The organism is Bacillus sp. PK6-16 (assembly GCF_056530295.1).
Window position 1 is genome coordinate 1,370,616 of sequence record NZ_CP096511.1, and the last position, 14,046, is coordinate 1,384,661.

The 14,046-nt window shown below is 34.9% G+C and carries 16 protein-coding genes and 2 riboswitches; of the genes, 7 read left to right on the forward strand and 9 right to left on the reverse strand.

All coding sequences use genetic code 11. The features are described 5' to 3' along the window. Window positions 1-125 precede the first annotated feature (125 nt). Entirely contained in the window at window positions 126-389 is a 264-nt protein-coding gene (gene ptsH, locus M1D66_RS07195; protein ID WP_000411080.1) for a phosphocarrier protein HPr, read from the forward strand. Continuing rightward, complete coding sequence (gene ptsP / locus M1D66_RS07200) at window positions 389-2,101, forward strand: phosphoenolpyruvate--protein phosphotransferase (protein WP_000174207.1); 1,713 nt, start codon at window positions 389-391, stop codon at window positions 2,099-2,101. The genes ptsH and ptsP overlap by 1 nt, the downstream gene beginning before the upstream one ends. A 97-nt stretch (window positions 2,102-2,198) precedes the next feature. Here the strand turns inward: ptsP and M1D66_RS07205 are convergent, their stop codons facing one another. From M1D66_RS07205 to M1D66_RS07215, 3 genes are all read right to left on the reverse strand, one after another. Further along, entirely contained in the window at window positions 2,199-2,561 is a 363-nt protein-coding gene (locus M1D66_RS07205) for a DUF3915 domain-containing protein (RefSeq protein ID WP_000468040.1), read from the reverse strand. A gap of 196 nt (window positions 2,562-2,757) precedes the next feature. Continuing rightward, window positions 2,758-2,976 (reverse strand): hypothetical protein, encoded by a 219-nt coding sequence (locus M1D66_RS07210; RefSeq protein WP_000100485.1) that lies wholly within the window; start codon window positions 2,974-2,976, stop codon window positions 2,758-2,760. A gap of 234 nt (window positions 2,977-3,210) precedes the next feature. Continuing rightward, window positions 3,211-3,828 (reverse strand): nitroreductase family protein, encoded by a 618-nt coding sequence (locus tag M1D66_RS07215; protein ID WP_000180387.1) that lies wholly within the window; start codon window positions 3,826-3,828, stop codon window positions 3,211-3,213. Window positions 3,829-4,155: 327 nt separating this feature from the next. Between M1D66_RS07215 and M1D66_RS07220 the strand changes: the two genes are divergently transcribed. The 4 genes from M1D66_RS07220 (at window position 4,156) to M1D66_RS07235 (ending at window position 7,896) form a co-directional block, all read left to right on the forward strand. Continuing rightward, window positions 4,156-5,448, forward strand: a complete 1,293-nt coding sequence (locus M1D66_RS07220; RefSeq protein WP_001023185.1) for a GGDEF domain-containing protein — start codon at window positions 4,156-4,158, stop codon at window positions 5,446-5,448. 90 nt (window positions 5,449-5,538) lie between these two features. Beyond that, the gene (locus M1D66_RS07225; protein WP_000592910.1) at window positions 5,539-6,675 is read left to right on the forward strand and encodes a serine hydrolase; all 1,137 of its coding nucleotides are present in this window, start codon (window positions 5,539-5,541) and stop codon (window positions 6,673-6,675) included. 4 nt (window positions 6,676-6,679) lie between these two features. Continuing rightward, window positions 6,680-7,558, forward strand: a complete 879-nt coding sequence (locus tag M1D66_RS07230; RefSeq protein WP_000400431.1) for an NAD(P)-dependent oxidoreductase — start codon at window positions 6,680-6,682, stop codon at window positions 7,556-7,558. A gap of 5 nt (window positions 7,559-7,563) precedes the next feature. After that, on the forward strand, window positions 7,564-7,896 hold the full coding sequence (locus M1D66_RS07235; protein ID WP_086386168.1) for a DUF3909 family protein: 333 nt from the start codon (window positions 7,564-7,566) through the stop codon (window positions 7,894-7,896). Window positions 7,897-7,947: 51 nt separating this feature from the next. Here M1D66_RS07235 and M1D66_RS07240 read toward each other — a convergent pair whose 3' ends face one another. The 6 genes from M1D66_RS07240 to M1D66_RS07265 form a co-directional block, all read right to left on the reverse strand. Next, complete coding sequence (locus M1D66_RS07240; protein ID WP_000054659.1) at window positions 7,948-8,223, reverse strand: hypothetical protein; 276 nt, start codon at window positions 8,221-8,223, stop codon at window positions 7,948-7,950. A gap of 287 nt (window positions 8,224-8,510) precedes the next feature. Next, window positions 8,511-9,023, reverse strand: coding sequence for a 1,2-dihydroxy-3-keto-5-methylthiopentene dioxygenase (locus M1D66_RS07245; protein WP_000057313.1), 513 nt, complete (start codon window positions 9,021-9,023; stop codon window positions 8,511-8,513). After that, the gene (locus M1D66_RS07250) at window positions 9,001-9,639 is read right to left on the reverse strand and encodes a methylthioribulose 1-phosphate dehydratase (RefSeq protein WP_000811341.1); all 639 of its coding nucleotides are present in this window, start codon (window positions 9,637-9,639) and stop codon (window positions 9,001-9,003) included. The genes M1D66_RS07245 and M1D66_RS07250 overlap by 23 nt, the downstream gene beginning before the upstream one ends. After that, complete coding sequence (locus tag M1D66_RS07255; RefSeq protein ID WP_000027461.1) at window positions 9,636-10,295, reverse strand: 2-hydroxy-3-keto-5-methylthiopentenyl-1-phosphate phosphatase; 660 nt, start codon at window positions 10,293-10,295, stop codon at window positions 9,636-9,638. Before M1D66_RS07255 ends, M1D66_RS07250 begins: the two co-directional genes overlap by 4 nt. Then, entirely contained in the window at window positions 10,292-11,536 is a 1,245-nt protein-coding gene (gene mtnW, locus M1D66_RS07260; RefSeq protein WP_000014180.1) for a 2,3-diketo-5-methylthiopentyl-1-phosphate enolase, read from the reverse strand. Before mtnW ends, M1D66_RS07255 begins: the two co-directional genes overlap by 4 nt. Window positions 11,537-11,600: 64 nt before the next feature. Then, a riboswitch (SAM riboswitch) is annotated at window positions 11,601-11,706 on the reverse strand. Window positions 11,707-11,770: 64 nt separating this feature from the next. Then, complete coding sequence (locus M1D66_RS07265; protein WP_242555081.1) at window positions 11,771-12,949, reverse strand: pyridoxal phosphate-dependent aminotransferase; 1,179 nt, start codon at window positions 12,947-12,949, stop codon at window positions 11,771-11,773. A 14-nt stretch (window positions 12,950-12,963) separates the two neighbouring features. Here M1D66_RS07265 and M1D66_RS07270 point away from each other — a divergent pair, with 14 nt between their 5' ends. Continuing rightward, a complete protein-coding gene (locus M1D66_RS07270; RefSeq protein ID WP_016123295.1) occupies window positions 12,964-13,827 on the forward strand; it encodes a carbon-nitrogen family hydrolase in 864 nt (287 codons plus the stop codon). A gap of 71 nt (window positions 13,828-13,898) precedes the next feature. Further along, a riboswitch (SAM riboswitch) is annotated at window positions 13,899-14,040 on the forward strand. The last annotated feature ends 6 nt before the right edge of the window (window positions 14,041-14,046 follow it).

Sequence of the window (14,046 nt, forward strand, 5' to 3'; positions counted from 1 at the left end):
CAAAATGTTTATAATTATAATAGGCGATGTGGTTGACCGAACATCGCCTATTATATACAATAGATGATGTAGTACTCACGTCTATACAACTAAAAAATACTGTAATTTAAAGGAGATAAATTATCATGGAAAAAATCTTTAAAGTAACTAGCGACTCAGGAATTCATGCTCGTCCAGCAACTCTACTTGTAAACACTGCAAGCAAATTCGGTTCTGACATTAACTTAGAGTATAACGGAAAGAACGTTAACTTAAAATCAATCATGGGCGTTATGTCTTTAGGCATTCAACAAAACGCAGAAATTAAAATCACTGCAAATGGTGATGATGCAGCTCAAGCACTAGCAGCTATCGAAGAAACTATGAAAAACGAAGGATTAGGAGAATAATGACTCTTAACATTCAAGGGATCGCTGCATCAAGTGGGATTGCTATTGCAAAGGCTTTCAGACTTGAAAATCCTGAATTTAACATCGAAAAGAAATCAATTACAAACGAAGCTGCAGAAATTGCACGCTTAGACGCTGCGCTTGAGAAAGCAAAAACTGAATTAGAAGCTATTAAGGACCACGCATTTGCTGAGCTAGGTGCTGACAAAGCTGCAATCTTTGAAGCACATTTATTAGTGTTAAATGATCCAGAACTAGTAAACCCAGTAAAAGATAAAGTAAATAGCGAAAAAGTAAATGCTGAATTTGCAATGGATGAAGTTGCATCAATGTTTATTTCTATGTTTGAAAACATGGATAACGAATATATGAAAGAACGTGCTGCGGACATTCGTGACGTAACAAAACGCGTTCTTGCACATTTACTAGGAATTAACTTCTCAAATCCTGGTACAATTTCTGAAGAGGTAATCATCATTGCTGAAGATTTAACACCATCTGATACAGCTCAATTAAACCGTAAGTATGCAAAAGGTTTCACTACTGATATCGGTGGACGTACATCTCACTCTGCAATTATGGCTCGTTCTATGGAAATTCCAGCTGTTGTTGGTACGAAAGTTGTTATGGAGAAAATCCAAAACGGCGATATCGTTATCATTGACGGTTTAGATGGAGAAGTAATTGTAAACCCATCAGAAGAAACTCTTCGTTCGTTTGAAGAAAAGAAAGCGAAATTTGAAGAGCAAAAAGCTGAATGGGCTAAATTAAAAGACCAAGCTACTGTAACAAGTGACGGACATCACGTTGAGCTTGTTGCAAATATCGGAACACCAAATGATGTACAAGGTATTATCGATAATGGCGGAGAAGGCGTTGGCTTATACCGTACAGAATTCTTATACATGGGCCGTGACAATCTTCCAACAGAAGAAGAGCAGTTCGAAGCGTATAAAGCAGTTCTTGAAGGTGTAAAAGAAGGTCAACCAGTCGTTGTTCGTACACTTGACATCGGTGGAGATAAAGAGCTTCCATACTTACATTTACCAAAAGAAATGAACCCATTCTTAGGATACCGTGCAATTCGCTTATGTCTTGATGAGCAAGATGTGTTCCGTACACAACTTCGTGCATTACTTCGTGCTAGCGTATACGGTAACTTAAAAATTATGTTCCCAATGATTGCAACTCTTGATGAGTTCCGTCAAGCGAAAGCGATTTTATTAGAAGAGAAAGCGAAACTTGTAGAAGCGGGTACAACTGTTTCTGATTCTATTGAAGTTGGTATGATGGTTGAAATCCCAGCTTCAGCAGTATTAGCAGATCAATTCGCGAAAGAAGTTGACTTCTTCTCTATCGGAACAAATGATTTAATCCAATACACAATGGCTGCAGACCGTATGAACGAACAAGTATCATACTTATACCAACCATATAACCCATCTATTTTACGTCTTGTAAAAATGGTTATCGATGCTGCTCATAAAGAAGGCAAATGGGCTGGTATGTGTGGTGAGATGGCGGGCGATTCACTTGCTATCCCATTATTATTAGGATTAGGTTTAGATGAGTTCAGTATGAGTGCAACATCTATTCTTCCTGCAAGAACACAGCTAAGCAAGTTGTCAAAAGCAGAAATGGAAACATTAGCAGAAAAAGCATTAATGATGTCAACTGCTGAAGAAGTTGTTGAACTAGTTAAAAGCATATAATTAATAAAAAAACCTGAGTCGATTTGAAATCGGTCTCAGGTTTTTTCTATGAGAAAAGTAAATCTTATTTGCTTACTATCGAGGATAAGAGACAGAATTAGATAGCGATTGCAACGATATCAGTTGGGCATACACGTAAAATACCAGTAAAAGTATTTCGATTTTGATTGTTCTTATCGTCTTTATTGTTATCTTTGTTGTCTTTGTCATTACGAGCTAAAGCAGAGAAAAGAGCAACACCGTTAGCGAAACCTTCAAAAATAACATTGTTGAATGTGCCGTTACCTCTAATGCTTAAAAGAGAAAGTTCTGTTCCAACTGAAATGTTAGCAAGTACGTTACATACAGCTGGTTGTTGTGGTCTAACCTCTCTCTCTCTCTCTTTCTCGCGATGGTCGCGCTCTCTTTCATGATGATGACATTCTCTAAAGTTATCACAGCATCCAAATGATCCAAACATAATCCTCATCACCCCCTTCACACTTATAATCTATGTAAGTTCGGTAGTTAGTGACTGGACAGAGAGTGGAATTTTTTCTAGGGGATTTTCTCATTTTAAATGACTAGCTGGGTGTTTAGTATGGAATGATGTTTAAAATAGGGGGAATATAACAAAAAAATGTAAAAACCACCGAAATAAATGAAATGGGTAGCCTTTACACTTTTTTACTTTTATATAAAACGATGATATATACAGGAAGAGCTAGGAGTAGTGGTACAATGGATCGTGCAGTATGTTTTTCTGATTCTAATTGGAATGCTTCTTCTTTTGGAAATTGTAAAATGGAGATGTTTGCGGCATCACCAATAAAATATAGAAGCAGTACAGTTACTATGTAACATAAAAGTGCGATAAAGCTTCCGTATGAACTCAATGAAAATCCCTCTCTTGTTATCTATTTGTTATCATTGTATCACAATTGTAACAAAAACACACGGGTATATTTCAACACCTTAACAAAATTCGACACGAAACGTCACGTTTATTTATGAGAAGGGAATAGAATATACTTTTCCATAAGTATAAATGTCGAATGATTTGTAGTAATATTACAAAAGTATGACAGGGAATAAAAAAACGAAGGCAATGTAGTTGCCTTCGTTTTTTATTATTTTGCCCACTCGCTCACTTGCTCTACGCTCATGCGAGGTGCAGGGTGGCCTTTTAAAGTTGATTCACCAATTGTAATAAGCATAATTGGAACGTAACGAGATGAAACGTTAAATTCGTCTGTCAGTGCTTGTGGATTGAAGCCACCAATAGCACAAGTATCCCAACCAGTTGCTTTAGCTGCAAGCATAAGTTGCATTGCTGCTAAAGATGCATTTGAAAAGGCAGCATCTCTTGGGAATTGTTCACGAGCATATGCAGATTCAATATTTTTAGCTAAGCGTTCTTTTGCTTCTTCTTTCATAAATCCTTGTTCTACAATTGGACCATATACTGGCTCAACATTTTTATAAGCTTCTAAATCACCTAAAATAGCGACTACTGCAGAAGCATCAAGAATTTGTTGTTGGTTATAAGCTATTGGATGTAATCGTTTTTGTACATCTTCACCTTGAAAAACAAGGAATTTCCAGTGTTGTAAGTTCCAAGCGGAAGGTGCTTGTGCTGCTGCTTTTAAAATCTCATGTAATTCTGTAGATGAGATTTCTTTATTTGGGTTGAATGCACGTGTAGATGTGCGTTCATATAGAACGTTAAAAAAGTTGTCGTTTGTCATAATATATCCTCCAAATTGTATATAAAATTATCGGGAAAACGTAATGTATATTACTTACATTTTGTAAGTTATCGAATTTAAGAATATAATATCTTTATTTTAATTGTCAAGTTTTAAGAAATAAGCTAGGGCATTCATACAAACGATATAATTCCTATAATCATACACTAAAAAAGGAATTTATAGAGTGAAAAGGGAAGATAACATTCTCAATTAGCTTGTTAATATGTATTTCTCACAAATTAAAGTTTATTGGAGAACAGTCTTTTAAAAATATTTGTGAGGAATTCAGTAGAACAAGATATATGAAGTGAGTGAAGACTAGTGATGAACATACTACATTTTTTATTAGAGAATACGGTTTTCCAAAATGTGTTACAAGATCTGCAGTTAAATGTCCTTTATATAGAAAATGGATGTAAACATCAACAAACGATAGAAAATATCCATCCAAAATGTATGTTTATAGCAAATAGTTTTGAAGAGGGCGAACTATTATTTCAAAGAACGAAACCGCACATTATAATTATGTATGTAACAGATTATTCTCAAATAAAATATATAAAGAATATGTATACCTCGCAAAGTACATTCATTGTCATTTGGGATCAACAAATAACAAAAGAATTTACAGATGTACTTGCATTAGGAATACGTAATATTGTAATAGCCCCTGTAACTCCGCAAGCAGTGCTAGAAGAAGTGAATAAGAGTTTGTATCAACTTTCTTTGGTAAGGCAAGTTAGTTTACAACAGGAACTGCTTCAAACGATGTTTGATTTTCAAAATGATTTATTATTTATAGTAGAAGATGATGAAATTGTTGATTGTAATACAAATTTTTTAACGTTTTTCGGATATGAAAATTTGTTTGCCTATCGCGAGCAACATTTAGTATTTGCTGAACATTTTATTAGAGAAAATGGATACTACTCGACGACGCATGATATAACATGGCTAGACGATACTTTATCAAGCGGTAGAAGAATTAAGATGTCAAATTATGAAGGGGCAGTATCTACTTTTCTATTACGTGCGACACCATTGCCAGAAGATTTATCAAGATTTATTGTAAAGTGCACGGAAATTACAGAATTAGATGAAATCTATCAAGAACAAGAAAGACTTGCTATGATAGATTCATTGACAGAGATTTATAATCGTTTAAAGTTTCAACAAATACTAGAGGTAGAATGGGAAAAGGTAATACGTAATGATGAGAAAATAGCAATTATTTTATTTGATATAGATAATTTTAAAACAGTTAATGACACATATGGTCATGATTTTGGCGATTTGGCATTAATACAACTTGCAGAGCTTATGAAATCTAAAGTGGAGCAGCAACATGTATTTGCAAGATGGGGAGGGGAAGAATTCATTATATTAGTGACAAATACAGTAGAAAAGGAAGCATTTCAAGTTGCGGAATCATTACGATTCTTCATTGAAACAAAGCAATTCACTGGAATTTCGAAGTTAACAGCTAGCTTTGGAGTTGCGTTATATGAACAAGGAACTACAAGAGAAGAATTAATGCAACGAGCGGATATTGCATTATATGAAGCGAAAAAAAATGGAAAGAATCAAGTATGTGTGTATAGAAAAGAAAAAATGTGATTTTTCGCAACAAATTGTTGCGATTTTTTTTTATTGTTTGATAATAGAATAGGGGGACAATTTTTAGCGAAGGAAGTATGGAGGATCAATATGATAAAAAAAGTAATGGTGGTGGCTTCACTGTCTGCTATAGTTGGCGGCGGAGTATACTATTTTCTTGTTAGCCCCAATATAAAGGAAAACACTGTATTAACAACTAAAGTGAATCCTACTATTGAATCGGAAGTACAAGGGAATATAGAAGAAAAAGAAGAGCAACAAATTGATTATGCTAGCATATCTCAAAAATTAGATCAATATTTAGTCGGAAAGCAATTCAATGGAACAGTTTTGGTAACAGATAAAGAGCATGTTATATTGAATAAAGGATATGGGTATGCTGATGTTCAAAATAAAATAGAAAATACACCTCAAACAAAATATCGTATCGGTTCTATTACGAAAACAGTCGTTGCCACATCTATTTTACAGCTGCAAGAACAAGGGAAATTGAATATTCAAGATAATGTAAATAAATATATTCCTTCATTTCCGGAGAATAAAAATATTACGCTATATCATTTATTAACGCATACCTCTGGTTTACCTGAACACGCGAAAGGCAATATTAATGCGGCTTCCCGCTTACAATTAATTAATTGGATTGGACGTCAAAATTTAGAATTTCCTGCAGGAACAGGTTGGAGATATACAGATTATAATTATATGGTGCTTGCTTATATAATAGAACATATATCGAAAAAACCTTTAGGAGATTACATAAAAGAAAACATATTTGTAAAAGCAGATATGCATGAATCCGGTATGGGGAATATGGTACCTGGAGATAAAAATTTTACAAAGGGTTATGTGAAAAAAGATCAAGAGCTTGTACCAGCGCAGAAGTTAGGCATGGATTGGCTATATGGTTGTGGTGAGATGTATACGACAGTTGGAGATATGAAGAAATTAGACGAAGCAATTATAAATGGAAAACTTCTTTCTGAACAAAGTATACAAGCAATGTTTTCACCTTCAGCAGAACGGAAATATGCATTTAGTTTTTATATATATCCAGATTATTTTCATAATCATGGTGTATTATCTGGTTGGAACACTTTCAATAATTTTAATAAAGAAAAAGGAACTTTTGTTATTTTATTTTCAAATGTGAAAAATAGTATGGATGATGACTTTAATAAAGAGTTCCGAAAGATGGTAAATGATTTATTAGAACAAAGGGGATGAGAAAATGGAACATAAAACTTTATCAATAGGTTTCATTGGGATTGGCGTAATGGGAAAAAGTATGGTTTATCACTTAATGCAAGATGGTCATAAAGTATATGTATATAATAGAACGAAAGCAAAAACAGATTCTTTAGTGCAAGATGGTGCAAATTGGTGTAATACGCCAAAAGAGTTAGTGAAGCAAGTTGATATTGTAATGACAATGGTTGGATATCCACATGATGTAGAAGAAGTGTATTTTGGTATAGAAGGAATTATAGAACATGCAAAAGAAGGTACGATAGCAATTGACTTTACGACATCTACACCTACTTTAGCAAAACGGATTAATGAAGTTGCAAAAAGCAAAAATATATATACGTTAGATGCACCTGTCTCAGGAGGAGATGTTGGTGCGAAAGAGGCAAAACTCGCAATTATGGTAGGCGGGGAGAAAGAAATATATGATAGATGCTTACCTTTACTTGAAAAGTTAGGAACAAACATTCAATTACAAGGACCAGCTGGGAGTGGACAACATACAAAAATGTGCAATCAAATTGCGATTGCTTCCAATATGATTGGAGTATGTGAAGCTGTTGCTTACGCGAAGAAGGCTGGACTGAATCCAGATAAAGTGTTAGAGAGTATTTCAACAGGGGCAGCAGGTAGCTGGTCATTAAGTAATTTAGCTCCTCGAATGTTAAAAGGAGACTTTGAGCCAGGATTTTATGTAAAGCATTTTATGAAAGATATGAAAATTGCTTTAGAGGAAGCAGAAAAATTACAATTACCAGTCCCAGGCTTAAGTTTGGCGAAAGAATTGTATGAAGAGTTAATTAAGGATGGCGAAGAAAATAGTGGAACACAAGTACTATATAAAAAATATATAAGGGGGTAAACGAGGTGGACCTTCAAAAGTTTGATGAGATGATTGATACTGTACAGCGAGCTACTTGTATGCAAATTAATGAAAAACAAAAAGAAGCTTTTAAACAAAAATATGATTTTGAACCAGAATTTGAATATGGAAGAGATGAGAAGGGACATTATGTAATTCGAACCTCAAAAAAGATGTTAGAAGAAATGGAGTTTTATTTGGCATTGAAATATGATCGTGATGGAGTGGATCTTTATATGCAAGCTGAGATTGATGGTATATTTCATGTATCTATTAGCTATGGTGAAGATGCCCTACATCTACAAGAATTGTTTCAATTTCTAGAAGAAAATAAATAAAAGTCCTCATTTGAGGACTTTTATTTATTTAGTCATCTTTAATTTTTATAATTATAAGTTAGAAGCGCGGCGGCATCGTTCAACCGGGAACGGGATAATTTGTGCGATGTGATTAGGACCAAATTGTTTTGTACGAGCATGGCGTATTATATAAAAAGCACACAGAATTGAAACAGGAATAGCGCCGAATAAACCAAATAATAAAGCGCTTACACAAGATGCGACAAATCCTAAAACACCAATTTCTAACTCTTCCATAATAGCTCCTAAAATAACAGGAAATGCTCCACATGTAACTCCAAGTATAAGTGCGATAAGTAAGCTCATGATTATCCCCCTCTGTTTGCGATATTATTTTCCTTCTTAGTTAATTGTAGTATATCACACATAAAACAGAATTTTCAGAAAAAATTCAATAAATGTTCAAAAAATGTTCGAAAAATGCACTTGAAAAATCAAGGTGTTAAATTTGTGATGAAATGGTACTTTCAAGTAAATAAAAAATCAGGCTTATTTCAAAATGAAATAAGCCTGTTCCATAGGAGGATGTATATATGTAGAGTGAATAAAAGTTTGGAAAAGGGGGTCCAAGTCCTTTTATTCAACTAACTACCTTAATAGATTGGAACCCAGCCTTCAGTTGTCACAAAAATACGAATAGCTACAACTTGGCGATCATCTTGCAAGGTAAAATAATGTCTTGCATTTTCAGGAACAGATATTAAATCGCCTGGCTCAAGTTCAACATCAAAGAATTTCCCATCTTTACCTTCAATAGCGAAAATGCCATGACCACTGACGATAAAGCGAACTTCGTCATCTGTATGATGGTGTTCCTTTTGGAAATTAATTAATAATTCGTCAAGGTTAGGGGTGCTATTTGAAAGTGAAATTACATCATGTGCTTTATAACCACGGCGTGCTGAAACATCAGCGATTTCTTTTGAAAAAATAGCTAATATTTCAGCTTTGTTTTCATCTGTTAACGAATAATTTTCATTTAAATGAGTAGGAAGTTTAGAAATATTCCATTTCTCATATAAAACGCCTTCCTCTTGTAGAAATTTAGATACTTCCACTTCATTTTCAATACGAGTATTTACTTCATGAATACGAATTTGCGCCATTAGAAACGCCTCCTTGAATTGATAATAGTTTTATATGAAATTGGAATAAAAACTCATAAGCTTCTAATCTCTTCTTTGCATCAAAGCTATCTCGGCCCCATACGGTAATACCGTGGTTACGGATTAATACTGCACCCGAATCTCCTTGTATATGCTTTCGGAAGTTTTCTCCAAGTGTTGGGATATGGGCATGGTTTTCGATAATAGGAATGTGAATGGTTGCACCTTCTTCCCAAATATCGAGAGCTTTAATAATTTCTTGATTTTGAAGGGTGACTGCATCACTATATAAATTTGTGATGACATTATTATCGGTTGTATGAACATGAAGTACGCAACCGGCATTCGTATTGTTATAAATGTGTGTATGCAATATTGTTTCTGCTGAAGGACGTAATTCAGTCTCTAAAACGGGAACTCCTACATGATCTACTAATAGAAAATCATCTGGAGTGGTTTTTGTTTTATCTTTACCGCTTGCCGTAATAAGAAAAGTAAGTGGTTCATGACTAACCTTTATAGAAATATTACCACTTGTTGCTGGGAACCAATTTCGTGTTGTTAACTCTTTTTTTATCTCGCTTAAGTCATACCATTGACGAAAAAGTTGTTTCATGCCTTCACCTCCAACAAAAGTTTTAATTCAGCTTGCACATCTTGAAATGTTTCAAACGGTGTATAAGCAATATGATTTTCTTCACACTTTGTAATAAGAAAATCGCGAGCGAATACTTTATCAGCTTGTTTCGCGGCTTGTAAATCAGTAATAGAATCTCCAATTACAATATGAAAGTCATCTGTATCACTTAATTTACGGATTAATGATGATTTACATAATCCGCAATGATTTTGACAATGATCATCACAAGAATGAGGCCATTTAACTGTAATAAACTCTGCTGAAAAGTCTGTTTCATTACAATAAATTTGCTCTTTTGGAATGATTCCTTGTAAGAGTGGATAGACGAAGAAATCCATTCCACCTGATATCACGTAAAAAGAAATGTTATTTTCCTTTACGAATTGTATAAACTCATGAAAACCACTACGGATTTCAGCAGTTTCTATTAAAAATTGAATAATATCATCGTGCAGATTAGTAGGTATTAATTGAAATAATTGAGAAACACCTTCTTGAATGGATAGTTCTTGTGATAAAATTTTATTCTTTACTTCTTCGGCTTCTGGTGGTGCGAATTTTTCCATAATGGACATAATGTTATCATTATTTGTAATCGTGCCATCGAAATCACAAAATACTTGAATACTCATAATTTCACCTCATAAGAGGGATTTCCCCATATTTGTAGTGCACTATGCAAATTTATGTCGTCTACTTCATGGAGTGGTTTATTTTGCAAAGTAGCATCAATTGCAGTACGAAAAGCTTTACCGCCGCCTTGCGCTCCATTTGGATGTCCGTGTATCCCGCCGCCAGCATTAATAACAACATCTTTACCGAAATCCCGTACAATAAAGGGAACGAAACCAGGATGAATACCAGCAGACGGAACAGAAAAGCTCTTCTTGAAAAATGCATCGTCTTCAGTTAAATATTTTGAGATAGCAAGAGCCTCCTCTTTTTCTAGCGCAACACTTCCGTATGGAGATGGGAATAATGAAAAGTCAGCCCCAGCATAACGTAGTAGCTTTCCAAGTAATAATGGAGATGAAACTCCATATAACTTGGATGCTGAATAAGCACCACTTACAGCAGGATGTGCCATAATAGGAACTGGGATTTCATCATCTTCTGCAAGTGATTGTAGTACATCTAGTCCGTAAGCAAATACGTTAAATAATAGAATATCAGCTCCAGCTTGCACTGCACGTTTAGCATTTTCTTTTAAATCAAAAGTTCGCCCTGTTAAATTTACGGCATATAACGTTTTATGACCGTATGTTTCGTAGACAGATTGTAAAACTTCTTTTCCAGATACAATGCGTTTCGTAAGTGGTGTTAATGCATTTTCAAATAATATTTCATCATCTTTTACTATATCTACACCACCAATTGCTTGATCGCGTAATTGCGTTTTTAAATACCCAATGTTTCGTCCAATCATTCCTTTAAAAATACTCATTAAAAGGGGACGATCATGCACTTGTAAAAGATTTCGAATACCATCTATCCCGAATTTTGGACCAGGAAAATGTTTTTTTAACTCGTCTGAAAAAGTTAAGTCAATTAGTTTTACTTCGCCATCAAGTGATAGCTTTCCAAATGTAGTCGTTAAAATCGCTGGTAAATCTGGACTGAAGTTTAATAGCGGATATTCGATTTTAATAATTCCGCGTTTTACTTTTTTACGTAAATACGAATTGGTATGTTCATGTTCAGCTAATTCCTCAACATGAATGACGTTGCCTTTATGCTGCTTTAATTGTTCTTGCAATAAGTGTGGCAAATGAGTCCAAGAGCCAATTGTTAAACCGAGTGCAATTTGCTCAGCTTTTTTTTCTAAGTTATGTGAATCATCATGGATTAAATACGTCGCTATAATTCCGCTCATTGTTATAACCTCCTAGTTAAATAAAAAAACCTCTCAGCTAAGGAGAGGTTTTTTTACAACCAGCTCCTTATCTGTCAGCGTAATGCTGCGAGAATTAGCACCGTGTCTACAATTGTAGATCGGTTGCCGGGTTTCGTCGGGCTCGTCCCTCCACCTGCTCTTGATAAGAAGTATTTAGAAATGTTTAAATTTTTAAGATAACTGAATTTTGTCAGATATTTTTCGTGTTGTCAATTACTTTTTGAAAAAATTTAATTTATCAATTCGATTAATGGCTTCTCGTAATCTATCTTCTGTATGCAAGAGACCAACACGGACATACCCTTCCCCATGCTCACCAAATCCAACACCAGGAGCAACTGCGACATGTGCTTTTTCTAGTAAAATATTAGAAAATTGCTCAGAGGTATATCCTTTTGGAACGGGAAGCCATGCAAAGAATGATCCTGTTGGAATGTCTACATTCCAACCAATTGAGTGACAGGCTGAAATAAGAGCGTTTCTTCGAGATTCGTAACTATTTACAAGGTCTATTACACAAGACTGTGAACTTAATAGCGCTTCTCGAGCAGCATCTTGAACTGCACCGAATATACTAACATACATATGATCTTGTAATAGGTTAATTGTTTCAATCACACTTTCATTCCCTACAGCAAAAGCGATGCGCCAGCCAGCCATATTGAAAGTTTTTGATAATGTGTAAATTTCAATTCCTATATCTTTCGCACCATCTGCTTGCAAGAAACTAACAGGTTTTTGACCATCAAATCCGATAGCGCCATAAGCAAAATCGTGAACAACTAATATATTATGTTTATTAGCAAAGTGAATGGTTGCATTAAAAAAATCTTTTGATGCAGTAGCACCGGTAGGATTATTTGGATAGTTTAAAAACATTAATTTTGCACGCTCTGCAATAGAGTCATCAATGTTCGTATAATCTGGTAAAAAGTTATTTTCTGCAATAAGCGGCATTGTTTCAAAGTGTGCTTTTGCTAAAGCAACCCCGGATAAATAATCTGGATAACCTGGATCCGGAACGAGAATCGTATCACCGGGATTTGTAAAACAAATCGGTAATTCTACTAGTCCAGCCTTCCCTCCAAACAAAATAGCAACTTCAGTTTTTGGGTTTAATTCCACGCCGTATTCACGTTTATAGAATGTAGCCACGGCTTCCTTTAAGCTTTCATGTCCGCGAAATGGCGGATATTTATGATGAATGGTCTTTTCGGCAGCATCTTGTAAAGCTTTTACGATATGCTGCGGTGTTGGTTGATCTGGATTACCTTGACCTAGATTAATAACATCGTGACCAGCTGCAACGACTTTGTTAACTTTTGCAACAAGTGAAGCGAAAAATTGTGTTGGCAATGATGTTACTATCTCAGAAGGTTGAAATAATTTCATACTTTCCACCTCTTTTGAAAGTTGTTACAATTCTAGTGACAAATGATATAATCTTTCCAGTATTTTGTAAAGAGAAAAATAAGAATGGGGCTGAAAAAATGAAAGTCGCATGTATTCAAATGGATATTGTTTTTGGAGATGTAGAAAAAAATATTGAGAATGCTAAAAATAAAATAAGTGAAGCTATGAAGGAAAGGCCAGATGTTATCGTCTTACCAGAACTATGGACAACAGGATATGATTTAACGAGACTTTCTGAAATTGCAGATAGGGATGGAGTGGAAACGAAAGAAAAGTTAATAGAATGGGCGAAGCAATATGATGTACATATTGTTGGTGGGTCCATAGCAAAGCAAACAGAGCAAGGCGTTACAAATACGATGTATGTTGTAAATAATGAAGGACAGTTAGTCAACGAATATAGTAAAGTACATTTATTTCAGCTTATGGATGAACATAAATATTTAATAGCTGGTAATGGTACGGGCGAATTTAAGCTAGATGATGTTGAATGCGCTGGAACAATTTGTTATGATATTCGTTTTCCAGAGTGGATGCGTGTTCATACTGCTAAAGGGGCAAAAGTATTATTTGTTGTAGCAGAATGGCCATTAGTTCGTTTAGCACATTGGCGTTTGCTATTGCAAGCAAGAGCAGTTGAAAATCAGTGTTATGTTGTTGCGTGTAATAGAGCAGGAAAGGATCCGAATAATGTGTTTGCAGGTCATTCTTTAATTGTGGATCCTTGGGGTGAAGTTGTAGTAGAGGCGAATGAAGAGGAATCAATTTTATTTGGAGAGCTTGTATTCGAGAAAATTAGAGAAGTACGAAAAGGAATTCCAGTTTTTGCGGATCGTCGTCCAGAATTATACAAATAAAATGTTGACAAGTGATTTTTATTCTTGGTATAGTCATCAACATAAAGTTAAAAATTCAAAAAATTATACAACTCTTATCAAGAGCAGGTGGAGGGATTTGGCCCGATGAAGCCCAGCAACCGACCGTAATACCATTGTGAAATGGGGCGTTTATTACGCCAAAAGGCACGGTGCTAATTCCAGCAGAAAGTAAAACTTTCTGGCAGATAAGAGGGGAGA

Coding starts and splice junctions, on each gene's coding strand:
- ptsH (WP_000411080.1), top strand. CDS start 126: ATGGAAAAAATCTTTAAAGTAACTAGCGACTCAGGAATTCATGCTCGT.
- ptsP (WP_000174207.1), top strand. CDS start 389: ATGACTCTTAACATTCAAGGGATCGCTGCATCAAGTGGGATTGCTATT.
- M1D66_RS07205 (WP_000468040.1), bottom strand. CDS start 2,561: ATGTTTGGATCATTTGGATGCTGTGATAACTTTAGAGAATGTCATCAT.
- M1D66_RS07215 (WP_000180387.1), bottom strand. CDS start 3,828: ATGACAAACGACAACTTTTTTAACGTTCTATATGAACGCACATCTACA.
- M1D66_RS07220 (WP_001023185.1), top strand. CDS start 4,156: ATGAACATACTACATTTTTTATTAGAGAATACGGTTTTCCAAAATGTG.
- M1D66_RS07225 (WP_000592910.1), top strand. CDS start 5,539: ATGATAAAAAAAGTAATGGTGGTGGCTTCACTGTCTGCTATAGTTGGC.
- M1D66_RS07230 (WP_000400431.1), top strand. CDS start 6,680: ATGGAACATAAAACTTTATCAATAGGTTTCATTGGGATTGGCGTAATG.
- M1D66_RS07240 (WP_000054659.1), bottom strand. CDS start 8,223: ATGAGCTTACTTATCGCACTTATACTTGGAGTTACATGTGGAGCATTT.
- M1D66_RS07245 (WP_000057313.1), bottom strand. CDS start 9,023: ATGGCGCAAATTCGTATTCATGAAGTAAATACTCGTATTGAAAATGAA.
- M1D66_RS07250 (WP_000811341.1), bottom strand. CDS start 9,639: ATGAAACAACTTTTTCGTCAATGGTATGACTTAAGCGAGATAAAAAAA.
- M1D66_RS07255 (WP_000027461.1), bottom strand. CDS start 10,295: ATGAGTATTCAAGTATTTTGTGATTTCGATGGCACGATTACAAATAAT.
- mtnW (WP_000014180.1), bottom strand. CDS start 11,536: ATGAGCGGAATTATAGCGACGTATTTAATCCATGATGATTCACATAAC.
- M1D66_RS07265 (WP_242555081.1), bottom strand. CDS start 12,949: ATGAAATTATTTCAACCTTCTGAGATAGTAACATCATTGCCAACACAA.